The sequence below is a fragment of the Brachybacterium sp. AOP3-A1-3 genome, assembly GCF_052378285.1.
Classification (GTDB): Bacteria; Actinomycetota; Actinomycetes; order Actinomycetales; family Dermabacteraceae; genus Brachybacterium.
Map to the genome: position 1 here is coordinate 1 of NZ_JBQSXM010000012.1, position 25346 is coordinate 25346.

Annotated in this window: 19 protein-coding genes and 1 tRNA gene; 5 read left to right on the forward strand and 15 right to left on the reverse strand. The window is 70.0% G+C overall.

Annotated elements, in window-relative coordinates:
- Positions 1–283: 283 nt before the first annotated feature.
- From ACT3T5_RS14430 to ACT3T5_RS14470, 9 genes are all read right to left on the reverse strand, one after another.
- Positions 284–369: transfer RNA gene (locus ACT3T5_RS14430), tRNA-Ser, on the reverse strand.
- Between the two features lie 64 nt (positions 370–433).
- Positions 434–1291 carry a universal stress protein gene (locus ACT3T5_RS14435; protein ID WP_444579613.1) on the reverse strand — a complete coding sequence of 286 codons (858 nt, stop codon included), beginning with the start codon at positions 1289–1291 and terminating at the stop codon, positions 434–436.
- A gap of 193 nt (positions 1292–1484) precedes the next feature.
- A complete protein-coding gene (locus ACT3T5_RS14440; protein ID WP_444579612.1) occupies positions 1485–2306 on the reverse strand; it encodes a LacI family DNA-binding transcriptional regulator in 822 nt (273 codons plus the stop codon).
- 20 nt (positions 2307–2326) lie between these two features.
- Positions 2327–5008 carry a glycosyl hydrolase 2 galactose-binding domain-containing protein gene (locus ACT3T5_RS14445; RefSeq protein WP_444594710.1) on the reverse strand — a complete coding sequence of 894 codons (2682 nt, stop codon included), beginning with the start codon at positions 5006–5008 and terminating at the stop codon, positions 2327–2329.
- Positions 5005–5865 carry an ABC transporter ATP-binding protein gene (locus tag ACT3T5_RS14450; protein ID WP_444594711.1) on the reverse strand — a complete coding sequence of 287 codons (861 nt, stop codon included), beginning with the start codon at positions 5863–5865 and terminating at the stop codon, positions 5005–5007. The genes ACT3T5_RS14445 and ACT3T5_RS14450 overlap by 4 nt, the downstream gene beginning before the upstream one ends.
- The gene (locus tag ACT3T5_RS14455) at positions 5862–6776 is read right to left on the reverse strand and encodes an ABC transporter ATP-binding protein (protein ID WP_444594712.1); all 915 of its coding nucleotides are present in this window, start codon (positions 6774–6776) and stop codon (positions 5862–5864) included. The genes ACT3T5_RS14450 and ACT3T5_RS14455 overlap by 4 nt, the downstream gene beginning before the upstream one ends.
- Positions 6773–7696 (reverse strand): ABC transporter permease, encoded by a 924-nt coding sequence (locus ACT3T5_RS14460; RefSeq protein ID WP_444579608.1) that lies wholly within the window; start codon positions 7694–7696, stop codon positions 6773–6775. Before ACT3T5_RS14460 ends, ACT3T5_RS14455 begins: the two co-directional genes overlap by 4 nt.
- 9 nt (positions 7697–7705) lie before the next feature.
- Positions 7706–8692 carry an ABC transporter permease gene (locus tag ACT3T5_RS14465; RefSeq protein ID WP_444579607.1) on the reverse strand — a complete coding sequence of 329 codons (987 nt, stop codon included), beginning with the start codon at positions 8690–8692 and terminating at the stop codon, positions 7706–7708.
- 78 nt (positions 8693–8770) lie between these two features.
- The gene (locus ACT3T5_RS14470) at positions 8771–10468 is read right to left on the reverse strand and encodes an ABC transporter substrate-binding protein (RefSeq protein ID WP_444594713.1); all 1698 of its coding nucleotides are present in this window, start codon (positions 10466–10468) and stop codon (positions 8771–8773) included.
- A gap of 232 nt (positions 10469–10700) precedes the next feature.
- Between ACT3T5_RS14470 and ACT3T5_RS14475 the strand changes: the two genes are divergently transcribed.
- Positions 10701–11762, forward strand: a complete 1062-nt coding sequence (locus tag ACT3T5_RS14475) for an ROK family protein (protein WP_444579605.1) — start codon at positions 10701–10703, stop codon at positions 11760–11762.
- A gap of 6 nt (positions 11763–11768) precedes the next feature.
- Here the strand turns inward: ACT3T5_RS14475 and ACT3T5_RS14480 are convergent, their stop codons facing one another.
- Complete coding sequence (locus tag ACT3T5_RS14480) at positions 11769–12740, reverse strand: helix-turn-helix domain-containing protein (protein ID WP_444579604.1); 972 nt, start codon at positions 12738–12740, stop codon at positions 11769–11771.
- 457 nt (positions 12741–13197) lie between these two features.
- Here ACT3T5_RS14480 and ACT3T5_RS14485 point away from each other — a divergent pair, with 457 nt between their 5' ends.
- The 3 genes from ACT3T5_RS14485 to ACT3T5_RS14495 all read left to right on the forward strand — a co-directional run bounded on the left by ACT3T5_RS14485 (position 13198) and on the right by ACT3T5_RS14495 (position 19028).
- Complete coding sequence (locus tag ACT3T5_RS14485) at positions 13198–15318, forward strand: prolyl oligopeptidase family serine peptidase (RefSeq protein ID WP_444579603.1); 2121 nt, start codon at positions 13198–13200, stop codon at positions 15316–15318.
- Positions 15319–15484: 166 nt separating this feature from the next.
- On the forward strand, positions 15485–17596 hold the full coding sequence (locus ACT3T5_RS14490; protein WP_444579602.1) for a S9 family peptidase: 2112 nt from the start codon (positions 15485–15487) through the stop codon (positions 17594–17596).
- Positions 17597–17855: 259 nt separating this feature from the next.
- Entirely contained in the window at positions 17856–19028 is a 1173-nt protein-coding gene (locus ACT3T5_RS14495) for an endo-1,4-beta-xylanase (protein WP_444594714.1), read from the forward strand.
- A gap of 101 nt (positions 19029–19129) precedes the next feature.
- Here ACT3T5_RS14495 and ACT3T5_RS14500 read toward each other — a convergent pair whose 3' ends face one another.
- The 5 genes from ACT3T5_RS14500 to ACT3T5_RS14520 form a co-directional block, all read right to left on the reverse strand.
- Entirely contained in the window at positions 19130–20032 is a 903-nt protein-coding gene (locus ACT3T5_RS14500; protein WP_443351605.1) for an SDR family NAD(P)-dependent oxidoreductase, read from the reverse strand.
- A gap of 42 nt (positions 20033–20074) precedes the next feature.
- On the reverse strand, positions 20075–20911 hold the full coding sequence (locus ACT3T5_RS14505; RefSeq protein WP_444594715.1) for a MetQ/NlpA family ABC transporter substrate-binding protein: 837 nt from the start codon (positions 20909–20911) through the stop codon (positions 20075–20077).
- 55 nt (positions 20912–20966) lie between these two features.
- A complete protein-coding gene (locus ACT3T5_RS14510) occupies positions 20967–21668 on the reverse strand; it encodes a methionine ABC transporter permease (RefSeq protein WP_193115702.1) in 702 nt (233 codons plus the stop codon).
- Entirely contained in the window at positions 21665–22681 is a 1017-nt protein-coding gene (locus ACT3T5_RS14515; protein WP_193115703.1) for a methionine ABC transporter ATP-binding protein, read from the reverse strand. The genes ACT3T5_RS14510 and ACT3T5_RS14515 overlap by 4 nt, the downstream gene beginning before the upstream one ends.
- Positions 22682–22817: 136 nt before the next feature.
- Positions 22818–24491: an ABC-F family ATP-binding cassette domain-containing protein gene (locus tag ACT3T5_RS14520; RefSeq protein ID WP_444579600.1), complete on the reverse strand. Its 1674-nt coding sequence runs from the start codon at positions 24489–24491 to the stop codon at positions 22818–22820.
- A 288-nt stretch (positions 24492–24779) separates the two neighbouring features.
- Between ACT3T5_RS14520 and ACT3T5_RS14525 the strand changes: the two genes are divergently transcribed.
- Entirely contained in the window at positions 24780–25292 is a 513-nt protein-coding gene (locus tag ACT3T5_RS14525; RefSeq protein WP_444594716.1) for a hypothetical protein, read from the forward strand.
- The last annotated feature ends 54 nt before the right edge of the window (positions 25293–25346 follow it).

Genomic DNA, 25346 nt, shown 5'->3' on the forward strand with positions numbered 1-25346 from the left:
GAGCACAGGAGCACAGGAGCACAGGAGCACAGGAGCACAGGAGCACAGGAGCACAGGAGAGTGCCTACCTCTGAGGTGCAGTGCGCCCGTGGCGGGAGTGAGCTCGAACAGGCTCTGCTTGTGCGGATGCCGCGCGTCGGTGCGGAAACACTGCCCAGCTGACTCGGTGCAGGGACCAGCCCGGCCGGTATGAGTCGCCGTCCGCTCGCCCCGCGAGATGACGAAGGCCCCCACCGGAACCGGTGGGGGCCTTCGTCAACCTGGGCGATCTCCAGGTCAAGGGCGGTAGCGGCGGGATTTGAACCCGCGGTGGCTATTAACCACACATCATTTCGAGTGATGCACCTTCGGCCGCTCGGACACGCTACCGCCGAACAGCTTAGCGGGCTGTCGGCCCATGGTTCAAACCTGAGCGGGGCAGAGGCGAGTCAGGTCACTCGGCAGAGGGTCGTCGGGCCACGACGACGTTCCCTGTGGCGTGCAGGACCGTCGCATGCGCGGTGGATCCGAACTGGCCTCGGCTGAGGCCGCGATGCCCCATGACCAGGATCCGGGCCCCAGCTGCCGCGGTGAGCAGACCGTCCGCTGCGGACCGGCCCTCGAGCATCCGCGTCTCGACGGTGAGCCCGTCGTGCGCGGTCCGTGCGCGCTCGGCGGCCTGGTCGAGCAGCCCCCTGGAGGGGGCGCCCCCGTTCCAGGCCTCGGCGACCTGGTGGTAGGGCGCATGCCCGTCGGCGCGAACATGCACGATGCGCAGCCTCGAGCCCCAGGTGTCTGCCAGATCAGCGGCCACGTCGACGGCCTCGCCGGCAGCCTCGGAGCCGTCGTACGCCACCAGGACAGGACCGCCGACGTGGTGCTCCGACCGGATCACCGCAACAGGACAGCCCGCATCATGGAGGATCCCGCGGCTGACCGAGCCGAGCAGAGCGCCCATCACCGCTCCGAGGCCCCGGGTCCCGACGACGACGAGCTCCGCAGACTGGGAGACATCGTCCAGGACGTCCCGCGCCGTGCCGGGGATGAGGTCGGCCCGCACGGTGATCTCGGGGACCAGGAGGGAGACCGTCGCGGCCGCATCCTCCAGCAGGCGGGTCGCCTGGTTGCGTGGTCCCGCGGAGTCCGTCACCGGCAGGCCGGTCATGCCGCTTCCCAGCAGGGGCCAGCTCCAGGCGTGCACGATCCGCAGGCCTGTTCCCGAGCTGCGGGCGAGCTGCGCGGCCCACCGGAGGGCCGCGGCGGAGGCCGTGGTGTCGTCATATCCCACGACGATGTTCCTCGTGAAGTCCATGGAACACACCTCCCCGTGCATTCTGCTCGGCGCGACCTGCTCTGCGTCTCCAGACTACGCCGCCCCTCCACCCCCGGCGAGGAGGACGGCTTCCCGGTGAGGAAGTGGGTCCTCCAGTGAGAAGGCCGATCCCCCGGTGAGGAGGTGGGTCCCCCAGTGAGAGAGCCGGCCCCCTGTGAGGAGGTGGGCCCCTTCAGAGCGGCAGGCCGGCGAGCGACCCGCGAGCGGTCACGGAGGGGGTGTCCTCGACGCGCCGCAGCCCGTCGTGCTCGCCGGCGAGCAGGGCGATCGCCACCTCGCCCAGACTGATCCCCAGCTGATGGGCGCGGTGGCCGAGCACCGCGAGTGGCGGGTCGTAGGTCTGGCATGCGAGGGAATCGTCCCAGGACACCAGGGACACGTCCCGGGGGATCTCCAGCCCGAGCTCCGTCACGAGGTCCGCTCCCCCGATGGCCATCGCATCGTTGTCGAACACGAGGACGGAAGGTGGCTGCTCCCGGGAGAGCAGAGAACGCGTCGCCTGAGCGCCGCTGGCGGCGCTGTAGTCCCCTTCGCACCACAGCGAGGACAGACCGTGCTGCGTCACGAAGGCTTCGTACGCCTCCCGGCGCCACTGCGAGTGCAGCAGTCGCGCCGGCCCACCGATATGACCGATCCGCTCATGACCGCGCGCCCGCAGGTCCGTCAGCACGCTCTGCATCGCCCCCGCGTTGTCCGTGAGCACGGCGGCCGTGGCGCAGGACTGCCGGAGATCCCCGGCCAGCACAAAGGGCAGGCCGACAGCCCGGAGCAAGGGCGGCCGCGGGTCGTCCTGGCGGAGATCCTTGAGGATCACCACGTCCACCACCCGCTGCCGTGCCCAGGTGCGGATCACCTCGAGCTCGGCATCGAGGGTGTCCACCGTCCGGCTGAGCACGGAGCAGCCCGCGAGCACGGCGGCCTCCTCGACGCCGCGCAGCACGAGCGTGTGGAACTGCTCGAAGCCGGCGGACCACATCGACCTCGGCGCGGGCATCCCGATCCGGCCCATCGGCATCAGGTCACCGGCTCAGCTGGTCGATCCGACGACTGAGCCAGGTCACGTGCCGGAGCCGGAGCCGGTGCCGGTGCCGGTGCCGGTGCCGGTGCCGGAGCCTGCTCTGGTGCCGGTTCAAGCTCCCGCGCTCGCGCCACCAGATCGTTCGCGCTCATGAGCACGGTGTCCGCGAGATAGTCCTCCGGGGCCCCTGGCCTCGTGGTGCGCACCTGAATCCTCGCGGTCTCCCCGGGCAGCAGCGTCAGCAGCTGTGACTCCGCGACCGCGTCGGGATCGACCTTGTCGGCGAGCACGCAGAGATCACGCACGGTGCTGAGCGCTCGAACGGTTATCTCGACCCCGCCCTCGATGCGCGTGGCCGTGGCCGTGCAGGCGTCGCCGGCCAGATCCGATTCCAGATCCTCGGCGACGAAGTGCACGTGCCGGCCCAGTCCGCCCTGCGCGTCGTCCACCGCCTCCACGACGAGCACCTGGTCTCGGCACCCATCGGGCGCGAGCAGGGAGTCCGGCAGCGGGACGGTCGCGGCGGACCGTGCATCCACCTGCAGCGGGAGGACCTCGTCGGCCAGAACAGTCCCGGCCAGATCCTGCCGGCGCACCCGGAGCTCCCCGATCAGCGGCCTCGGGCCGTCGTTGACGACGCTGACCACCGGGCCGTCCTCGCGGGGCTGCACCGTGATCAGCAGGGGCGCGTAGAGGTCCCGCAGCGCGTACCAGAGCAGCTTGCGACGCCGGTCCCCGTCGACCGCGGCCCAGGAGGTGACCGGCCAGCAGTCGTTGAGCTGCCACACGATCGTTCCGCCGCATCGCGGCCAGTACGACAGGTAGTGCCCGATCCCGCAGATCAGGGCGCGAGCCTGGTTCAGCTGGGTCGCGAAATGGAAGTCGTCGTACCCCTCCACCGGAGGCAGATGCGGGGCCATGCCGCGGCGCAGCTTGTCCTGCCCGCCCACCGCCTTCTGGTGGGACAGCATCGTCTCGGAGTCCGCCTGGAGCGGGCGTTCGGTGACGGCCCGGGCCATGGTCGCCCAGTTCGCGGGGCCCTGGTACCCGAACTCTGCGGAGAAGCGCGGGATCGTGTCGAGGTAGCGCACGAAGTCGTTGTCCTCCTCCGACGCCCAGGCCACCCAGTTGTGGATGCTGCCGTGGTCGGGATGGCGCGGCTGATCCGGCAGGGGCCGGGAGTACGGGCTCGACGGCGTGAAGCTGCGCGAGGGATCCAGCTCCGCGAGCAGCGCCGGGAAGATCTCCGTGTAGTAGGCGTTGCCCCAGCCCTGGCCCTCCGGCAGCGTCTCCTTCCAGCCCCAGTGGTAGTAGCCCTCGACGTTCTCGTTGCTGCCGTTCCAGTGCACGAGCGCGGGATGCCAGGCCAGGCGCACGATGTGCTCGCGGGCCTCGGCGATCACCTCGGAGCGCAGCGGCTCCAGCTCGGAGTAGGCGGCGCAGGCCATCGCGAAGTCCTGCCACACCATGATCCCGAGCTCGTCGCACAGCGCGTACAGCTCCTCGGAGGCGTACAGGCCGCCGCCCCAGATCCGCAGGATGTTCATGCCGGCGTCGACCGCGTCCGCCACGGCCGCCCGGTAGTCCTCGGCGGTCAGACGCGACGGGAAGCAGTCGTCGGGGATCCAGTTGGCGCCCTTGGCGAGGATCGGAGCGCCGTTGACGGTGAAGGTGAACGACGTGCCGATCTCGTCGGCCTGCTCCACCACACCGGCCGTGCGGAAGCCGATCCGATGCACGCGGGAGTCCCGCAGGGTGCCGCTCGCGTCGTGCAGCTCCAGGAGCACGTCATAGAGGGGCTGCTCGCCGTAGCCGCGCGGCCACCACAGCTGCGCCTGCGGCACCGCGACCTCCACGAGGGTGGCGCCGTCCTCGACCGGCGCGGAGATCTCCGCAGCGGTGCTGCCGTCCGGCGCGGTCACCTGCAGGCGCACGGTGCATCCCTCGGGGACATCTGTCGGATGGGCCGACGAGCCCGTTGCGATCTCGCCCGCCCCAGCGCTTCCGGCCGCCTCCAGCAGGGCCTGCACGGACACCCGTCCGGTCGTCCCCTCGACGGTGACCTGCGGCCGGGTCTCCCCCAGCCTGGCTCCGGACCATTCCTCCAGCCCGATCGGGCCCGAGATGCCGCTGGTGACCAGCACCGGCCCCCAGTCCCAGCCGAAGTTGCAGGCCATCTTGCGGATCGCGTTGTAGGGCAGGTCGTTGCCCACCACGGGGAGCTCGCCGAGCACCTCGATGTTCTCCCGCGCCGTGCGCAGCGGTGAGGCGAAGCGGATCTCGAGCGAGTTCTGGCCGTCCCGCAGGGCGGCGGTGACGTCGAAGCGCCAGGAGCGGTGCTGGTTCTGCACCGTGGCGACGACCTCGTCGTTCAGCACCACGGTCGCGGCGGTGTCGAGCTCGGCGGCCACGAGGTCCACCCGGTCGGCGCCGCTCGGGGACCACAGGAACGACGTCCGATAGGAGAGGTCGACCTCGCCGGACCAGGCCAGCTCGTGCTCGTTCTGATCCAGGTAGGGATCCGGGATCAGTCCGGCCTCGAGCAGATCCGTGAGGAAGGTGCCGGGAACGGTCGCCGGTACGTCGGCGACCGCGAAGGGAGCCGGCCCGTCGGTCACGGACAGCGACCACCCTTCATGCAGGTCACGACGGGTGATCGGGTGGGGCGAGGCGGTCACGTGGTCTCCTCCAGAGCGGCGAGATGATCGGGCATGGGCACTCCGCGACGCGTCGCCTCGGCGAGGAAGCGCGGGTTCGTGCCGGGTTCGGGGGCGGCCACCAGCAGCTGCTTGGTGAACTCCGCCTGCGGGGTCAGGATCACGTCGTCGGAGGGCCCCCGCTCCACCACGTCCCCGCGGTACATCACCAGGATCTCATCGGAGAAGTGGCGCGCGGTCGCCAGATCATGGGTGATGTACAGCAGCGCCAGGTTCTCCTCGCGCTGCAGGGTCGCCAGCAGGTTGAGCACTCCCAGGCGCACCGACACGTCCAGCATCGACACGGGCTCGTCGGCCACCAGCACGCTGGGCTCCGGCGCGAGGGCACGGGCGATCGCGACCCGCTGCCGCTGGCCGCCGGAGAGCTCATGCGGCTTGCGGTCGACGAACGACTCCGCCGGGGAGAGGTTCACCCGTTCCAGCAGCGCCAGCGCCTTCTCGCGCACATCCGCCTTGGTGGCCTTGCCGTGCAGCAGCAGAGGCCGCTCGAGGTGGTGGCCGATGCTGTGGAAGGGGTTCAGCGAGGCGAAGGGGTCCTGGAAGACCATCTGGACCTCGTCGCGGTACGCCGCGAGCGCCCTGCCCCGTCGTCCCACCGGCTTCCCGTTCAGCGTGATCGTGCCGGACGTCGGCGTCTCGAGCTGGGCGATCAGCTTCGCGATCGTCGACTTCCCGGAGCCCGACTGGCCCACCAGGGCGACCGTGCGCCCCGGGGTCAGCTCGAAGTCCACGCTCTTGACCGCCTCGAGCCGGCTGAAGCGCAGCCCGTCCCGCAGCAGGTACGTCTTGGTCAGGTCCTTGACGACCAGGGTGCTCATCGGCCCTCCTCCGCATCGAATCCGGCCCGCACGAAGTCTCCGGCCTCCCCCGTGAGGGAGGGGAAGGAGCCCAGCAGCTTGCGGGTATAGGGGTCGCGGGGCTCGAAGTACAGGTTCTCCGCGGTGTCGATCTCGACGATCTTCCCTGCCCGCATCACGGCGATGCGGTCGGAGATCTCCAGCAGCATCGGCAGGTCATGGGTGATGAAGATGACCGCGAAGCCGAGCTCCTGCCGCAGGCGCAGGATCTCCTGCAGGATCTCCCGCTGGACCACCACGTCCAGCGCCGTCGTCGGCTCGTCCATGATCATCAGCTGCGGGTCCAGGGCGAGCGCCATCGCGATCATGACCCGCTGGCGCATGCCGCCGGAGAGCTCATGGGCGTAGGCGTTGATGCGGGAGGGATCCACGCCCACCAGGTCCAGGAGTTCCTTGGACCTGCTCAGTCGCTCGGCGGCATCCATGTGGGGCCGGTGCGTGGTGAACACGTCGCCCAGCTGGGTGCGGATGTTCAGCACCGGGTTCAGGGAGTTCATCGCCCCCTGGAACACCATGGCGACCTTCGACCAGCGGAAGGCGCGCAGCGACTCCCCCTCCAGGGCGAGCACGTCGACATCGCCGCCGTCCCGGTCATGGAAGGTGACCGATCCAGACGTGATCCGGGCCGGTGGCCGGTGCAGCTGGTTCAGGCCGTAGGCGAGGGTGGTCTTCCCGCAGCCGGACTCCCCGGCCAGGCCGAGGATCTCCCCGCGCCGCAGGGAGAAGGTGGCGTCCTGGACGGCGTGGACGAGGATCTCCACCTCATAGACCACGTTGAGGCCCTCGACGGTGAGGACGGGCTCGCCGAGATCCGGGTCACCGCCGCCCTTGCGGTCCTCCTCGAGCGTGGTGCTCAGTACGGGGTCGCTCATGCCATGGCCTCTTCCTGCTCTGCCTTGTCGGCCTGCTCAGCCTTCTTGACCTGCTTGACCTGCTTGGGGGCGGTGCGCAGGCGGGGGTTGATGATGCCGTCGATCGAGAAGTTGATCAGCGACAGGCCGCAGCCCAGCAGCGCGATCATCAGGCCCGGCGGCACGAACCACCACCAGGCGCCGAGGGTGAGGGCCTGCCCGTTCTGCGCGTAGAAGAGCATCGAGCCCCAGGTCTGGGTGCCCACCACGCCGATGCCGATGAAGCTCAGGCCGGCCTCCCCGAGGATCGCCGTGATCAGCGCGAACACGAAGCCGCTGGACATCACCGGCAGCAGGTTCGGCAGGATCTCCACGGCGATGATGCGATGCGCCTTCTCGCCGGCGATCCGTGCGGCCTGCACGTAGTCGCGGGTGCGGATGGACAGGGTCTGCGAGCGCAGCACACGCGCGGCGGCCGCCCACGAGGTGATCGCGAGGATGATCGAGATCAGCAGCAGCCCGCGCTGCTGCACATAGGACCCGATGACGATCATCAGCGGGAGCCCCGGCAGGATCAGCACCACGTTGGTGAACAGCGAGAACACCTCGTCGAGCCAGCCGCCCAGGTAGCCGCCGAGAATCCCGAAGAACGCGGAGAGGAACAGCGCCAGGACCGCGACGATCACGCCCACCATGAGCGAACCGCGAGTCGCCCAGGCGAGCTGCGCGAGCACGTCCTGGCCGGTCTGGGTGGTGCCCAGGATGTTCTGCGCCGTCGGCCCGTGCATGCCGGCGTTGTCGACCGCGAGCGGATCCGCGACGAAGAAGGGGGCGATCAACCCGAACAGGGTGATCACGACGACCAGGCCCGCACCGATCACGAAGGAGGGGGTCAGGACGCGTCGGAGGCCGGCCAGGCGGCCGGAGGATGTCTGTGCCATGTCTGCTCCTCAGCCCCGTGCCCGGGTGCGGGGGTCGATGATGCCGTACAGCAGGTCCACCACGAGGTTCGCCGCCAGCACCGAGACGGTGATGACCAGGAACAGGCCCTGCATGAGCGAGTAGTCGTTGTTGTTGACCGCCTGGAGCATCGTGTAGCCGATGCCGGGGTACGAGAACACGGTCTCGACGACGATGGAGCCGGAGACCACGAAGCCCAGCGAGATCGCGAAGCCGGAGACGCTGGGCAGCATCGCGTTGCGGGCGGCGTACATGACCATGATCCGGCGGGGGTTGAGCCCCTTCGCCTCGGCGGTGAGGATGTAGTCCTCGCTGAGGGTGGAGACCATCATGTTGCGCATCCCCAGCAGCCAGCCGCCCAGGGAGGACAGCACGATCGTCAGCGCCGGCAGGAAGCCGTAGTAGACGGCGTTGGACAGGAACGGGTAGTCGAACGCCGGCCGGACCATCGACGGGTCGTAGCCGCCGGAGATCGGGAACAGGTCCATGTTCACCGAGAGCACGTAGATGAACAGCAGCGCGAGCCAGAAGTAGGGCACGGCCTGCAGGATCGTGGTGGCCGGGATCAGCGAGTCCAGCCAGCTCCCGCGCTTCCAGCCGGCGATGGTGCCCAGCACCATGCCGATCGCGAAGGTGATCGTCGTGGCCAGGCCCACCAGCACCAGGGTCCACGGCAGCGACTGCCCGATGATCTGGGTGACGGGCATCGGGAAGTACGTGACCGAGATGCCGAGGTCGCCGGAGAACAGGCTGCCCAGATACGAGAAGTACTCCTGGATCAGCGATCTGTCGTCGTCGGCCCCGAGCATGATCTCGATGGAGCGCCGGGTCCCCGGATCCACCGGGCCGCGCAGGGCGAGCTTGGCCAGCACGGCGTCGACCGGGCTCCCCGGGAGCATCCGAGGGATGAAGAAGTTGAGGGTCACCGCGGCCCAGAGGGCCACCAGGTAGAACCCGAGCTTGCGCAGGATGTGCACCGTCGTCGGTCCTTTCGTCGTCTCCGGGAGGGACAGGGCGGGGCCGCGCCGCCGGAGCAGCGGCGCGGCCCCGCGGGATCACTCGACGGGGGTGACGGTCTTCAGGACGACGGAGTTGTCCGGTGCGGACCAGGACATCGGGTAGGCGTACAGGTCGTCCTCCGTGGGCCAGCCGGTGGCCCGGGAGGTGTTGTACTCGGTGAGGCTCGAGCCGATGAGCAGGGGGATCGCCGGCATCACCTCGACCAGACGCTTCTGGATGAGGAAGTAGTGCTCCTTCTTCACCTCCGGGTCATCGGTCGCCGCAGCGGCATCGAGCGCGGCGTCCACCTCCGGATCGGAGAACCGGGTGATGTTCTGGTACGGGTTCCCGTTCTCGCCCACGGGCACGGTGCTCTCGGTCGAGAACTGGTTGCGGTACGGGTAGTACGGGTCCGGTGCAGGACCCTGGCCGACGGAGTCGATGACCAGCTGGAAGGTGCCCTTGGCCTTCGCGTCGTTCCATTCGTTGACGCTGACCTGCTGCGGGATCAGCTCGATGCCGATCTCCTTGTACTGCTGGGCGAGGGTGTCCAGGGCGGTGACGAAGTCGGACCAGCCGGTGGGGCAGGAGACGGTCATGGAGACCCGCACGTCGCCCTTGGCGTAGATGCCGTCGGACCCCGGCGCGTAGCCGGCGTCCTCGAGCACCTTCTTCGCCTCCTCGGGCTGGGCGTTCCACGGGGCCAGGTCGATCGACGGGTCGATGAAGTCGGCATCGCGCTCGGGCAGGGCGAAGGACGGGGAGATGTCGGTGCCGAGGTCGAAGAAGGCGAGCTTGGACAGCTGCTCGCGGTCCATGCCGTAGTAGAGCGCCTTGCGCACCGCCACATCCGTCTGCGGGCCCTCGCATCCCAGCTCCGTGTTCGAGGCGGCGAACAGCGCCGCCTGCGAGATGCCGGTGTTGGTGTAGGCGAGGTCGGGGTTCTTCTCGACGTGCCCTTCGAGGTTGGGGATCGCGGAGGACATGTAGTCGATGTCCCCGGCCAGCCACTGGTCGGTCGCGGACTGGTTGCCCGACGTGGTGATCGCGCGGACGCCGTCGATCCCGGGCCGCCCCTCCTCCCAGTAGTTCGGGTTCGCGAGCAGCAGGTAGGACTCCGGGGTGAAGTCGTCGAGCTGGAAGGCTCCGGTGCCGATCGGGTCCTCGTTGGCGTAGGTGGCGAGGTCCTCGACGTCGGTGAAGAGGTGCTCGGGGATGATCCAGGTGCGCGCCAGGGCATTGGGGCCCTCGAGGTAGGAGGACTCGGCGTAGGTGATGACCACGGTCGTGTCATCGGTGGCCTCGGCCGTGGGGGCGGTGCCGCCGTCGTTCAGCGCGTCGGTCTCGCTGATCCTGTTGAAGGTGAAGGCCACGTCGTCGGCGGTGAAGGCCTCGCCGTCGGTCCAGGTCACACCCTTGCGCACCGTCACCGTGAGGGCCGTGCCGTCCTCGTTCCACTCGTAGCTCTCCCCCAGCTGCGGCACCGGCTCCTGGTCGATCGGCTTGAGGGGGTTGAAGTAGAACAGCGTCTCGTAGATGAGGCCCTGGACCATGGGGATCACCGAGGGCGAGTGCGGGTTGAGGTTCCGCGTCAGCGTCGCCTCGGTCGCGTTCGTCGTGAGGATGGTCTTCTTCTCACCATCGGAGCCGGTACCCGTCTCGAGGTTCGAGGTCTGGCCGCAGGCCGCCAGGGCGATCGGGACGGTTCCGATCGCGGTGAGTTTGTACAGGTCACGGCGCTTCAGGTGCATCATTGCTCTCCTTGTCCACGCGGCGTCGCGTGTGCTGGGAGCCCTGGTCGGTCGACCGGCCCCCTCTTTCTTCATTCAGTTAATGAAGTAGCCTCAGTGTGCAAATCAGACGACTCTCCGTCAAGAGGGCCGGGCGGTCCAGCAAGGTCCCAGATAGGTCACGATCCAGGGATGTCCGGGAAAATCCGGGAAACTCCGGGAAACTCCGAGGAATCCAGCGAACAGAAGGTGGGAGATGAGCGGCACCGGCGGCGGACGACGTCCCACGATGGACACCGCAGTCCTCGAATTCGTCCGCCGACGCACCGAGACCACCCGGGTCGAGATCGCTCGCGAGCTGGGCGTCACCGCCGCCACGGTCACCAACTCCGTGAAGCGCCTGCTGGCCGCCGGACTGCTCTGGGAGAGCGGCCACGCCCGGTCGACGGGCGGGAAGCGGGCCACCCTGCTGAGGGTCGACGACTCCGCACGCCGCGCCCTGGGCTGCACGATCGACGAGGACCGTCTCTCCTTGGTCGCCGTCGACACGACCGGCGCGCTCCAGGCCCGCGTGGTGCTCCCGCTGCAGGATGCGGACGATCCGGCCGAGGTCACGGACCGCCTGCGAGAAGGCCTCGCGACCCTCGCCCCCGGCGACGAGCTGGGGGCGGTGACCGGCATCGGGTTCGCGATGCCGGACCGCCTGGCAGACGGCGTCGCCTGGGCGCTCGAGGAGCTCACCGTCGATCTCGACGTCCGCTCCGTGCGCGGCAGGGAATCGACCTGCGCCGCGCTGGGCAGCTTCTGGAGCGGGGAGCAGAGCGGGTCGGGCTTCTCCGGCACCCTCCACCTGGGGTCGACGATGTCGCTGGCGCTGCTGCTGGACGGTGTCCCGTTCCGCCCGGACAGCGGCCAGCCCCTGGACCATCTGCACATCTCCCCCGGGGGGCGGCTCTGCTCCTGCGGTCGCCGTGGCTGCCTCCATCTCGAGGCCGCCCCTTCCGGGATCGCGGACCTGACGCGCACCGCGCTCGCCGCGTCCCAGGGCGACGAGGCCGCTCAGGACGCCGTGATGGCCGCCGCGCTGCCGCTCACCCGCGTCGCCGCGAATCTGGCGATCGCCCTCGGCCTGGACACCATGGTCCTGGCCGGCGCACCCGTCCAGGCCGCCCCCGGGATCTACCTCGACGCCGCCCGGCAGCACGTCGGGGATGACGCCACGACGCGCGTGGTCGTCTCCCAGGTGCAGCCCCACCCCGGCGCCGTCGGGGCCGCGGTGCTCGCCCTGCAGGCGTTCCTGACCTCCGGCGAGCGCTGACCCGGGTCAGGCCCGGTCGATCGCGACGGCCGCGGCGCCGTCGGCATCCTCGTCGAGATCCATGTCGAGATCGTCGTCCGAGCGGTCGTCGGCGCCCCAGGTCCAGCGCAGGCCGACGGAGCCCGGGCCGAAACGGGACTCCGCCAGCTGGATGCGGTTGCGATGGTCCAGCCGCACCGGGGTGACGGACTCCGCAGTGTCGGTGCGCCGGTAGCGCTCGCAGTGGAGCGGCTTGAGGGGTCCGCGGAACTCGGCCTCGAACAGGACATCGTGCGCCCGCCGGGCGAGGCTGTAGAAGGTGCCCTCCATGGCGGTCGCCTCGGAATGGGTCACCACGCGATACCCGAACGACGCGACCTGGCCCGCGTCGAGACGCCCGTCGACCACGAGCTCGACGCCGTAGGTGCGACGACCCGGCCAGACCACCCGGCGGCCGATGGTGCATCCGTCGAGCGGTTCGTACTCCGGCGCGACGTTGGCCTCGGAAGGGTCCAGGATGTGCACCGCAGGGAGCCGGCAGACCCCCGATTCCAGCGCGCGCACCGTGACCCGGGAGACGATCTCCTGACGCCGCGACGAGGAATCGATGATCGCGAGCTGATGGAAGACCCGCTCATGCGCATACTGCTGCGGCGATTCGAAGCCCAGCTCCAGCAGCGCCTCCCGGAAGGCGCCCTTCCCACGGTCCCCCTGCCCGACGAACTTGGTGCGCTGCACGGCCCGGCCGACGAGCCGAGGGCCGCCGACGAGATCCGCCAGGGAGTCCGGCGCCATCCCGAGGAGCTCCTCCAGGGCCGCGATCACCCCCAGGGACTGCTCGCCGCCGGGAAGACTCCGCCCCGAGCGCCAGTTGCTGAGCGTGGCGACGCTGACCGGACGATTGCTCGCCCGGAGGCGCTGGGAGATGCCGGTCAGGGAGAGTCCGCTCCGCTCGATCGCGCTGCGCAAGGCTCGGGCGTACCGTTCATCGTCCTCCACTGACCCCTCCTCACGAACCAGCGGAGATGTCACCGCTGGTCAGCGGGTGCCTCGGAGGTGGATCACACGTCCGGGCTCCTCACCTTTCAATAATTCAGACATACCTGTAAAACACCGAGCGTAACGTCCTGTGCACTGCATCACCCTCCCGATCCGGTTGCGATCCGGCGACTTTCCGGAGGGCCATCCCGGTCAACGGCTCGACATATCGAAAGGAGTGGACCGACTCCATGGAGACGATCCCTCTCACCGCGAGGACAGCACGCCCCGTCCTGCAGCAGCCGTTATCCGGACTGTACGCCGAAGGTCGGACATCTCGGGCGGTATCGGACTTCCCCAGCACGACCCTCCCCTCTCCTCAGAACATCCACGACGGCCTCGCCGCTCCCTCCCGGACCGCGCGCGTCCGTCGTCGTGCAGGACATCCACTGGAAAGCCGGAACAGATGACTCAGGACATGATCGCCACCGCCGCAGCTGCGGCCCCCGCGCTCGACAGGACCGTCGCGACGCCCCTCCCGATTCGCCGATCCGAATCCCGGACCGTGCATGGTGACACCGCCGTCACCTCGTACGGATGGCTGCGTGACCAGCGCGCTCCTGAGACCGTCACCCACCTCGCCGCGGAGAACGCCTACACGGATCAACGCACCGCCCACCTCGAGGGCCGACGCTCGACGCTCCTGCAGGAGCTGACCGATACCGACCGGGACCTCGACCTCTCCGCCCCCGTCCGCTCCGGGGGCTGGTGGTACATCGACCGCCCGAGCACCGGAGCGGGCTCCAGCGCCGACGCCTCCCTGTCACGAGTGCGCGCCGCCGCTCCGGGACCGGGCACCGTGCCCGACATCCTCGACGGGGTGCCGCTCGAGGGAGAGGAGGTGCTGATCCAGGATCGCCAGCTGGTCGTGGGCATCGCGCTGTCCTCCGATCACGACCTGCTCGCTCGCGCGGAGGTCTCCGCCGGTGGCTGCGACATCACCGTCGTCGACCTCTCCACCGGCGAGGTCGTGGACCACGCCGTGCAGCAGGCCGGACCGGATCTCGCGTTCTCCCAGGACTCCCGCTGGATCTTCTACACGCAGCTCGATGACATCGGCCGCCGCCATCAGGTGCGCCGTCACCGGCTCGGCACGCCGGCGGCCGCGGACGAGACCGTCCTGACCGAGCCCGATCACTGGGCAGAGCTGAGCATGGCCCGCTCCCGCGATCTGTCGACGCTGCTGATCAGCTCGGTCTCGACCACCACCTCCGAGACCTGGATGCTGGACCTGGACGACCCCACCGGAGCCGCCGTGTCCGTGACCGGCCGCCACCACGGGGTCCACCAGGTCATCGAGCACGCCGGCGACCGCCTCCTGGCCATCCGGCAGGGCGAGGTCGGGGGCAGCGTGCTCTCGGTCGCCCCGCTCGCCGACTCCGACGGCCTGGCCGATTCCACCATCCTCCTGACCGCCGCGGAGGGCGAGCAGTTCGACGCGGTCGAGGCCTTCGCCGGGTTCGCCGCGCTCCAGGTGCGCTCCGGAGGCCTTCCCGGGGTGTGGATCCTGCCGCGCCGGTCCGACGGGTCCTTCGACGTCGCGGCCCTGCGCACCGTCGACCACGGCGGCGAGCTCGACGCCCTGCACCTGGACGCGAACCCGTCCTGGACCCAGCACACGCTCCGCTATCGCCTCGACAGCCTCCGCACGCCGGCCACCATCGCCCAGCTCGACGTGGGCACGGGCGAGATCGAGGTGCTGCGCCGAGCCGCGGCGCCCGGGATCGATCCGGGCCAGTACCTCGAGCGGCGCCTCTGGGCGACATCGGCGGACGGCACCCAGGTCCCCATCTCCCTCCTCGCCCGGCACGACGCGACGACCGATGGCACCGCGCCGGGCATCCTCTACGGCGACGGGGCCTTCGGCATCTCGAACGACCCGCGGCTGCTGCCCGGCGCGCTGGCCCTGGCCGATCTCGGACTCGTCGTCGCCGTCGCTCACGTCCGCGGCGGGGGCGAGATGGGACGCGACTGGCATCGTCGCGGCAGGCTGCTGCACAAGGCCAACTCCTTCGACGACTTCGTGGCCTGTGCAGATCACCTCGTCTCCCAGGGCTGGGTCGCACCGGACCGCCTCGGGGCGCTCGGCCAGGGCTCGGGCGGCCTGCTCGTGGCCGCGAGCGCGAACCGTGCTCCCGGCAGGTTCCGGGCGATCGTCGCCGGGGCTCCCCTGGTGGATCCTCTGGAGACCCTCCTGGATCCGGAGGTGATGCTCACCCTCGAGGAGTGGGCCGAATGGGGCGACCCTGCCGGCGACGAGCAGATCTATCGCCGCCTGCGCAGCTACAGCCCGGCGGAGAACATCCGTGCGACCGAGTATCCGGCCGTGTTCGCCTGGACGTCGCTCGAGGACCAGGAGGTGCTGGCCGCCGAGGCCGCCATCTGGGTCGCCGCGCTGCGTGCCCGGGTCACCTCGGATCCGCAGGAGCGGCCCGTGCTGCTGCGCTGCGTCCCCACGGCCGCCGACGCCTCCGCCCTGCAGGCCGAGTCGATGGCGTGGCTCCTCGATCAGCTCGAGGTTCCCGAGGCCGCCCGCTGACCATCCTCCGATCCACCGCCGGGAGGCGGCGCCGACGACGTCCTCGCCTCCCGTGCGGCACTCCCGTCGCTGCGTTCGGGGCTGTGTCCGGGCCTGCGCCTGCGCTGTGCCGTCGTGACGGCTCGGCGCTGTGCTCGGTGCTCTCCGGCGCCGCTACGCTCGAACCATGACCCGTGACATCCCGTCGGCCCCGACGCCGCCCCACCGTCCCACCGAGCGCACCCACCATGGCGACACCGTCGTGGACCCCTATGAGTGGATGCGCGACAAGACAGACCCCGAGGTGATCACCCACCTCGAGGCGGAGAACGCCTACGCCGACGCCCGCACCGCGCACCTCGCGGACCTGCGCAGCACCCTGGTCGACGAGTTCGTGGGCCACACCCAGGAGACAGATCTCAGCGTGCCCGTGCGCCGGGACGACTGGTGGTACATCACCCGCACCACCGCGGGCGACGACTATCCCGCCTTCACCCGCGTGCCCGACACCGGGTCGCTGCCGCAGGTCGAGCCGGGGGTGATGCTCGAGGGCGAGCAGCTGCTGCTGGACGCGCAGGCAGAGGCCGCCGGCGCCGAGTTCTATTCGCTGGGTGGGCTGGCCCCCTCCCCCGACCACACCCTGCTCGCCTACGCGGTGGATTCCGCAGGCGACGAGCGCTTCACGATCCGGGTCAAGGACATCGCCTCCGGGGAGATCCTCGACGAAGCGGTCACGGACACCGGGTACGGCCTCGCGTTCTCCGCCGACCAGCAGTGGCTGTTCTATGCGCGGGTGGATGACGCCTGGCGCCAGCACCAGATCTGGCGCCACCGCATCGGCTCCCCCACGACCGACGACGAGCTCGTGCTCGAGGAGCCCGACGAGCGGTTCATGATCGGCTTCGACCGCTCGCGGGACGGCTCCACCCTGGTCATCCAGGCCGGCTCGACCTCCACCACCGAGGCGTGGCTGCTGGACCTCACCCGGCCGACGTCGGCTCCCGTTCCCGCGGGCGGCCGCCGCGAGGGCGTGGACTACGGCGTCGAGCACGCCGGGGATCGCCTGCTCGTGATCCACAACGAAGGCGCCCAGGGCTTCGCGCTCGCCCAGGCCTCCCTCCAGGCCCCCTCGACCTGGGAGGACCTGCTGGTCGCGGGCGAGGGCGAGCGGCTGCTCGCGGTCGAGGCCTTCGCCTCCTTCGTCGCCCTCGAGCTGCGCAGCGCCGGCCTCGCGGGCGTGCGGCTGATCCCGCGCGCGGAGGATGGATCGCTGCTGGTCGAGCAGGCCACCGACCTCACCCATGGCGGCGAGCTGGACACCGTCGAGCTCGACACGAACCCCGGCTGGGACACGACCACCGTGCGCTACCAGCTCACGAGCATGCTCACCCCGACGACCGTCGCCGAGCGGGACGTCTCCACCGGGGAGACCACGGTGCTGCGGGTGACCCCGGTGCCGAAGTACGACCCCGAGCTGTATGTGGAACGGCGCGAATGGGCCACCGCGGAGGACGGCACCGCGGTCCCGCTGAGCGTGGTGGCCCGCAAGGAGGTCGCGGCCGACGGCACGGCGCCGGGCTATCTGTACGGCTACGGCTCCTACGAGGTCTCCATCGATCCGTCGTTCGTCCCCACCCGGCTCCCGCTGCTGGACCGCGGCGTGGTCATCGCGATCGCGCACGTGCGCGGCGGCGGCGAGATGGGCCGCGACTGGTACGACCACGGCAAGATGCTGGAGAAGAAGAACTCCTTCAGCGACTTCGTGGCGGCCGCGAAGCACCTCACGGACTCCGGGCTGGTCGCCGAGGGCCGACTCTCCGCCGAGGGTCGCAGCGCGGGCGGGCTGCTCATGGGCGGCATCACGAACCTCGCCCCCGAGCGCTTCCGCGCGGTGATCGCCGGCGTGCCCTTCGTCGATGCGCTGACCACCATCCTGGATCCCTCATTGCCGCTGACCGTGGGCGAATGGGAGGAGTGGGGCGACCCGCTGCATGATCCGGCGGTGTACGCGTACATGAAGGAGTACACGCCCTACGAGAACGTGCAGGCGGCGGACTACCCCGCGATCTTCGCGTCGACCTCGCTCAACGACACCCGCGTGTTCTTCGTGGAGCCCGCGAAGTGGGTGGCGCGGCTGCGCGAGACGGTCACCAGCGACCAGGCCGAGCGGCCGATCCTGTTCCGCTGTGAGATGGTCGCCGGGCACGGAGGCCGCTCCGGCCGCTACCGCAAGTGGGAGCAGCGGGCCGACGAGCTCGCCTGGCTGCTCGACCAGCTCGGGGCGACCGCGCTGCTCTGAGGGCGCACCGCCGAGGCGGCCTCCGGAGCGGCCTTCAGGGCGGCCTCCGGAGCGGCCTTCGGAGCGTGTCCCCGGGGCTGACCTATGGCGCGGGTCTGTCGAGACGACAGACCCGCTCCGTACACTCCCGAAAGTTTTCGCCACGAGCCGTTCAGTCCCGAGGGTATTTCCGCTCTTGACGACCTTGTGACGCCTGCCATACGCTCACAGAACCCGAAACGGTACGAAATGTTTCGCATTCTGAGTCATAGGAGACGTCATGAAGCGCCGCCAGATCCTCACCGCCGGAGCGGTCACCGCCGCCGCCACCCTCTCTGCCGGAAGTGCCGCCTCCGCAGCCCCGGCCAGGACCGGGAAGAAGCCCGGGAACGGGCAGAAGACCCCTCCGGGGCTCGCCAAGAAGGACAACCTGGCCTGGGCCGCCGGGTCGTCGATGAAGATCGGCACCGCCGTCGCCGGCGGCGGGCACCACACCGATGACCCGGACTCACCGTCCTCCACCGAGGCCGCCGCCTACGCGGAGGTCCTGAACCGGGAGTTCAGCTCGGTCTCCGCCGAGAACCAGATGAAGTGGGAGTACCTGCACCCCGAGCGGGACACCTACGTCTTCGAGGACGGCGACGCGATCGCGTCGTCCGCCCAGCAGAACGGACAGGTCGTGCGCGGCCACACCCTGTTCTGGCACAGCCAGAACCCCACGTGGCTCGAGGAGGGCGGCTTCAGCCCCGAGGAGCTCCGAGTGATCCTCAAGGACCACATCGACACTGTCGTGGGCCACTATCGCGGGCAGATCCAGCAGTGGGACGTGTGCAACGAGATCTTCACCGAGGAGGGGGAGCTGCGCGAGAACAACATCTGGCTCCGCGAGCTGGGCCCCGGCATCATCGCCGACGCCTTCCGCTGGGCACGCGCCGCGGATCCGGGCGCCCTGCTGTTCTTCAACGACTACAACGTCGACGGCATCAACCCCAAGTCCGATGCCTACTACGCGCTCATCCAGGAGCTCCTCGCCGAAGGCGTCCCGGTGGACGGCTTCGCCACCCAGGGACATCTCTCCACCCGCTACGGCTTCCCTGCGGACCTCGCCGAGAACCTCCAGCGCTTCGCCGACCTCGGGCTGGAGACGGCGATCACCGAGCTCGACGTGCGGATGGATCTGCCCGAGAGCGGGCGGCCCACCACCGAGCAGCTCGAGAAGCAGGCGGAGTACTACCGTCGCGTGACCGAGGCGGTCGTGGCCGTGGACGGCTGCAACTCGCTGACCCTGTGGGGCTTCGCGGACTCCTACTCGTGGGTCCCCGGCACCTTCCCGGGCGAGGGCGCCGCGACGGTCATGTGGGAGGACTTCACCCGCAAGCCCGCCTACTACGCCGTGCAGGGGGCGCTGGCCGAGGGCAGCGGGCGGGCCGGTCACCCGGCGCTGCGCCGCTGAGGCACTGCGGCACTGCGGCACTGCGGCACTGCGGCGCTGAGGCGCTGACCGTCCCCGCACCCCTCTCCCAGCGGCGGCTGCCTGATCAGCGGGCCATCCGGTCAGCTGACCAGGTAGCCGCCGTCGACCGGGATCTCCGCGCCGTTGACCATCGAGGCGGCGTCCGAGGCGAGCCACACCGCCACGTCGGAGACCTCGCGGGGCTGCGCGAAGCGATCCTGCGGGATCCGTGCGAGCATCGGGGCGGCCTTGGCCGGCTGCTCGCCCCACACCGTCTGCCCCATATCGGTGAGCACCACGGTGGGGCAGATCGAGTTCGCCCGCACCCCGCGGGATCCGAGCTCGAGGGCGAGGGTGCGGGTGGCCATCACCAGGCCCGCCTTCGCGGTGCTGTAGGCATAGTGCTCGGCCAACGGGCGCAGTGCGGCGGCCGAGGCGATCGTGACGACGGCCCCGCCGCCGGCCTCCGCCATCGCAGCTCCGGCGCGAGCGGCGAGCAGTGCCGGGGCGCGGAGGTTCACGCGGAGCGTCTCGTCGAAGTGGGCGGTGTCCAGCTGATCGACGGTTTCCGGATGGGAGAGGCCGGCGTTGTTCACCAGCACGTCGAGGCCGGCGGCGCCGACACCTCCGTCGACCCGTCCGTCGGCCCCTGCGGTCTGCGCGAGCAGGGCGGAGGCGTCGTCCCAGAGCCGGTCGGGGACGTTCGGATCGGCGAGGTCCGCCGCGAGGACCGCGATGCGCACCCCGTGCTCGGCCGTGAGCCGTGCGGCCGCCGCCTCGAGCGTCGCGGCGTCACGCGCGGTGAGCACGAGGTCGGCGCCGGCTGCGGCGTAGGCGCGGGCGATGTCGGCACCGATCCCCCGGCTCGCTCCGGTGATCAGGGCGCGACGCCCCGCGAGGGGGCGAGCAGGCGCAGGGGCGGAGGCAACGGCGGCTGCAGCGGTGTCAGCAGACGACGGGCTGCCGACGGAGGAGGGGCCGGAACCTGGCTCGATCGATGTCATCGATCCAGGTTACGGCCCCTCGGTGCGAGCGCGCGGGGTGGCTCAGAAGGCGGGGATGACGCCACCGGCGTAGGTGTCTTCGATGAACGTGCGCACGTCCTCGGAGTGCATCAGCTCCTCGAGCTTCTTCAGCGCCGAGTTCTCCACGTCGGCAGTGCGGATCGCGAGCAGGTTCGCGTACGGGTTGCCGTCCGGAGACTCGAGGACCAGGGCGTCTTCGGCGGGCTTGAGATCCGCCTCGAGCGCGTAGTTGCCGTTGATCACAGCTGCCGCGAAGTCGCCCTTGGTGCGAGGCAGCAGGGCCGGATCGATCTCGGAGAGCTTCAGCGACTTCGGGTTGTCGACGATGTCGTCCTTCGTCGCGTCGGTGGGCTCGATGCCCTCGGTCAGAGTGAACAGGCCCTGCTCCGCGAGAAGCGCGAGTGCACGTCCACGGTTGGACGGGTCGGTGGGGACTCCGATCTCATCGCCGTCGGCGAGATCGTCGAGGCTGGAGAGGGAGTCGGAGTAGATGCCCAGCGGCTCGAGGTGGACGGGCTCGAGGGCGGTCAGCTCGTAGCCGTTCTCCTCGATCTCGGTATCGAGATAGGGCTTGTGCTGGAAGAAGTTCGCGTCGACCTCGCCGTCGTTCAGCAGACGGTTCGGGATCGGGTACTCCGTCTGCTCCTGCAGGTCGAGCTCGAGGCCCGCATCCGCGGCGAGGTTGTCCTTGACGAAGGTCAGGATCGCCATGTGCGGCACCGGGGTCGCGGCGATGCGGATCGTCGTGACACCGTCCTTCTCCTCCAGTGCGGTGTCGTCCCCGCCGCAGGCGGCGAGGGTCAGAGCGGCGAGACCCGCTCCGGAAGCGAACAGGGTACGGCGGCTGAACGTGCTCATGAGGGGTCCTCCTGGGGACGGGGTCGGGGAGTGGGGAGGGATATCGACGCGTGGTTCACGCGGTGCGAGCGCGGTGGTCGACGGCTGTGGCCAGGCGGGACCCGAGGAGCTGCACCAGGATCACGATGATGACCAGCAGGACCACCGTCGCGATGATGACCTCGGTCTGGTAGCCGGTGTATCCACGGTTGTAGGCGAGCTGGCCGAGGCCGCCCGCGTTCACCGAGCCGGCCATGGCGGTGTAGCCGATCACGGCGATCGTGGTGGTGGTGATCGATCCGATAATCCCGGGCAGGGCTTCGGGGATAAGCACCTGGCGGATGATCTGCCACCGACTCGCACCCATCATCTGCACGGCCTCGATCTTCCCGGCGGGAATCTCCCGCAGGTTCAGCTCGAAGAGCCGGGCGGCGAAGGGCACAGCGGCGATCGTCAGGGCGATCATCGCCGCGTTGGGGCCCGTCGAGCGCCCGGTGACCGCCGAGGTGATCGGGATCAGCGCGATGATCAGGATGAAGAACGGAAAAGAGCGCAGCACGTTGACGATGAAGCCGACGACCTGGTTGACGGTGCGCACTGGGCGCGACGTCGACCCGTCGGTCTCGAACAGTGCCACGCCGAGCGGGAGGCCGAGCACCACGGTCAGCGCCATGGTCACTGCCGTCATATAGAGCGTGATCAGGGTGTTCTGCCAGAGGCCGTCCTCCCAGCGGTGGAACAGCGGGTTCTGCAGCCACTCCTGAAGGGTGTCCATCATGCCGTCACCTCCTTCGCGACCACGCCGGCCGCCTCGAGCTCGGTCAGGAACTCCGCCAGGCCCTCGGCGGAGATCGGCTGGTCCGAGCGGTTGCGGAGCGCCAGCTGGACACGGCCCACCTGACGGCCGCCGAGCGTCTCGATGGTGCCGGCGACGATCGTCGCCTCGGCCTCATAGGTCTCGGCGAGGCGCACCAGATCGTCGCTGGTGCGGATCGTCGGCGAGTCGCCGTAGTCGCAGTTGACGATGAGGGCGTTGATACCGGTGGGCGCGGGGGGCAGAGGGATCAGCTCGGCTGACAGCGGCCCGTGCGGATCCGCCGCCACGTCGACCAGGTCGCCGGTCTGGGTGATCGCGCCGTTCTCGAGCAGGGTCACGGTGTCGCAGACCTCGCGCACCACGGCCATCTCGTGGGTGATGATCACGACCGTGATGCCGAGGCGTTCACGCAGGTCGGCGATGAGATCGAGGATCTGATGCGTGGTGGTGCCGTCGAGCGCACTGGTGGGCTCGTCGCACAGCAGCACCTTGGGCTCCGCGGCGAGGCCGCGGGCGATGCCGACGCGCTGGATCTGGCCGCCGGAGAGCTGTGCGGGGTAGTTGTGCTCCCGGCCCGAGAGGCCCACGAGCTCCACGAGCTCGGCGACGCGACGCTCGCGCTGGGCGCGGGGCACCCCGGCGATCTCCAGCGGATGGGCGATGTTCTGGGCGGCGGTGCGGGAGTCCAGCAGGTTCGCGTGCTGGAACACCATGCCGATGTTGCGTCGGGCGGCGCGCAGGGCCTTGCCCTCGAGGGCGGCCACGTCCGTGCCGTCCACCTCGACGCGCCCGGACGTGGGCTTCTCCAGCCCGGTCAGGCAGCGGATGAGGGTGGATTTACCGGCACCGGAACGGCCGACGATGCCGTGCACGCGCCCCGGTTCGAGGTGGAGGTCGATCCCGCCGAGCGCGACGACGGGGTCTCCCCCGCCGGGTGCGGGAAAGACCTTCGTGAGGCTGTCGAGTGTGATCACCTCCGAAGTGAATCATTCGGACACGCCGAGGCCGGAGTACTTGTTCATCTGACGAAACACAGCTCACAGACCAGCGGCGACGCGTGTGCACGGCGTCACGTCGGCCCGGTGGCTCGGAGGTCCGGTGGCCCGGCCTCTACGCGCGCTGCCGGGCCACGCGGGACTCGTCCCAGACGGGCACGTCGGACTCGTAGACCTCGCCATCGGCGCCGAACACCACGAAGCGGTCGACGTCGCGCACGAACCAGCGGTCGTGGGTGACTGCGACGACGGTCCCCTCGAAGGCGGCGAGCGCCTGCTGGAGGGCGTCGGCCGATTCGAGGTCGAGGTTGTCGGTGGGCTCGTCGAGCAGCAGCAGCGTGGCGCCGCCCAGCTCGAGCAGGAGGATCTGGAAGCGCGCCTGCTGACCGCCGGAGAGCGAGTCGAAGGTCTGCTCGGCCGCGCGGGCGAGCTCGTAGCGGGCCAGCACCCGCGCCGCCTCCTCCTGCGGCTTCCCCGCTCGATGCTCGTCCCCGCGATGCAGGATCTCCAGGAGCGTGCGTCCGGCGAGGTCGGAGCGGCCGTGGGTCTGCGCGAACCAGCCCGGGCGCACCCGTGCCCCGAGCCGTGCCGTGCCCGTGTGCTCGACAGGATCGATCGGCACCTCGGAGACCGGCAGATGCTCGGGAGCGGGATCGCTGCCGCCGGCGGCGAGCAGACGCAGGAAGTGCGACTTGCCCGAGCCGTTGGAGCCGAGCACCGCGATCCGGTCCCCGAAGCGCACCTCGAGGTCGAAGGGCTGCATCAGGCCGGTCAGCTCGAGGCTCTCGCACACGATTGCCCGCTTGCCGGTGCGCCCGCCGCGCAGTCGCATGCCGAGCTTCTGCTCGCGCGGCTGCTGCTCGGGCGGGCCGGCGCCCTCGAACCGCGCCAGGCGGGTCTGCGCCGCCCGGTAGCGGGCGGCCATATCCGAGTTGTAGGCCGCCTTCTGCTTGTACATCTGCACCAGGGCGCGCAGCTTGGCCTGCTCCTCGTCCCAGCGCCTGCGCAGCTCGTCGAGCCGTTCGAAGCGCTTCTCGCGGGCCTCTTGGTAGGTGGCGAACCCGCCGGGATGCGTCCAGGAGGTGTTCCCGGCGGCCCCCAGCTCGAGGGTGACGATCGCGGTCGCGGTGCGGGCCAGCAGCTCCCGGTCGTGGCTGACGAACAGCACGGATTTCTCGGAGGCCACCAGGCGTTCCTCGAGCCAGCGTTTGCCGGGCACGTCGAGGAAGTTGTCCGGCTCGTCCAGCAGCAGCATCTCGTCGGGCCCGCGCAGCAGCGCCTCCAGGGCGAGTCGCTTCTGCTCGCCGCCGGAGAGCGACTGGACGTCCCGCTCCGCGCAGCCCTCGTACGTCGACCCGAGCGCCGCTATCGTGCAGACGTCCCACAGCACCTCGGCCTCGTAGCCACCGGCCTCGCCCCATCCGGTGAGCGCCCTCGCGTAATCCATCTGCGCTGCGGTCGAATCGGTCTCGACCATCGCCTGCTCGGCGCGGTCCACCGCGGCGGCGGCCCGACGCAGGGCCGGGGGCGAGACGGCCACCAGCAGCTCGCGCACCGTGCCGCCGGCGAGGAACTGGCGCATGACCCCCAACGTGCCGTCCTGGGTGATGGCCCCTGATTCCGCGCTCAGATCACCGGTGATCAGGCGCAGCAGAGTGGTCTTGCCGGCGCCGTTGGCCCCGATGAGCGCGACCCGCGCGCCCTCGCCCACCCGGAAGGAGACGTCGCTCAGCAGCGGTCTGCCATCGGCCAGCGTGTAGTCGATGCCGGCGATGTCGAGGTGTGCCATGCCCCCAGGTGTATCTCATGGGCCGCGAGCCGTCAGGTGAATTGATTGCCCTCGCATGGCCCGCCGTCCCGGCCGGTGGCTCGACGCGGTGGCGCGAGAGCCCGCGAGGAACCGCGGGGCAGAGCTGTGTCCCCCGCACCCCTGACATTCCTCACGGCTGGTTCATGAATAGTCCATCGATGCAGGTGAGAGGGCGCTCTACTGGCAGCTGGTCCGCCGACGGAGAGTAGAGGCATCAGCCAGACCACGACATCGGTCCGGCCACCCCGATCCCCGAAAGGCCCTCTCATGTTCCAGGACCTCCTCGCCCAGCTCCACACCCTCGTCTCCGGCCTCGAACCGTGGCAGCAGGTGCTCGCCCTCGTGCCCGCCGGCGCGATCCCCTTCATCGAGTCCTACCTCGGCAGCTTCCTCGGCTCCTCCCTCGGCATCCACCCCGCGCTCGCGATCCCTGCGGCCGTGGCCGGGAACCTGATCGCGACCTTCCTCGCCATCGCCCTGTCCGGCCGGGCCCGTGACGCGGTCACCGACGGCCGGCGTCGGCGCAAGGGCGGGGCGACCGGACGCGACGCGAAGCCCTCGCGGTTCCGCGCGAAGGTCGCCACCGCCCTCGACAAGTACGGCGTGCCCGGCGTCGCCCTGCTGGGCCCGTTCGTCGTCGCTTCGCAGCTGTCGGGCCCCGCACTCGTGGCCCTCGGAGCAGCTCGCCGCAAGGTGTACCTGTGGATGGGGATCTCGATCGTCGTCTGGGGCATCGCCTTCGGCATCTTCGGCAGCCTGTTCCTCGCCGCGATCGTCTGACCCGATAGGCTCCCCACCAGGTCGTCCGCCTGTTCGGCGATCACGAGAGGATTG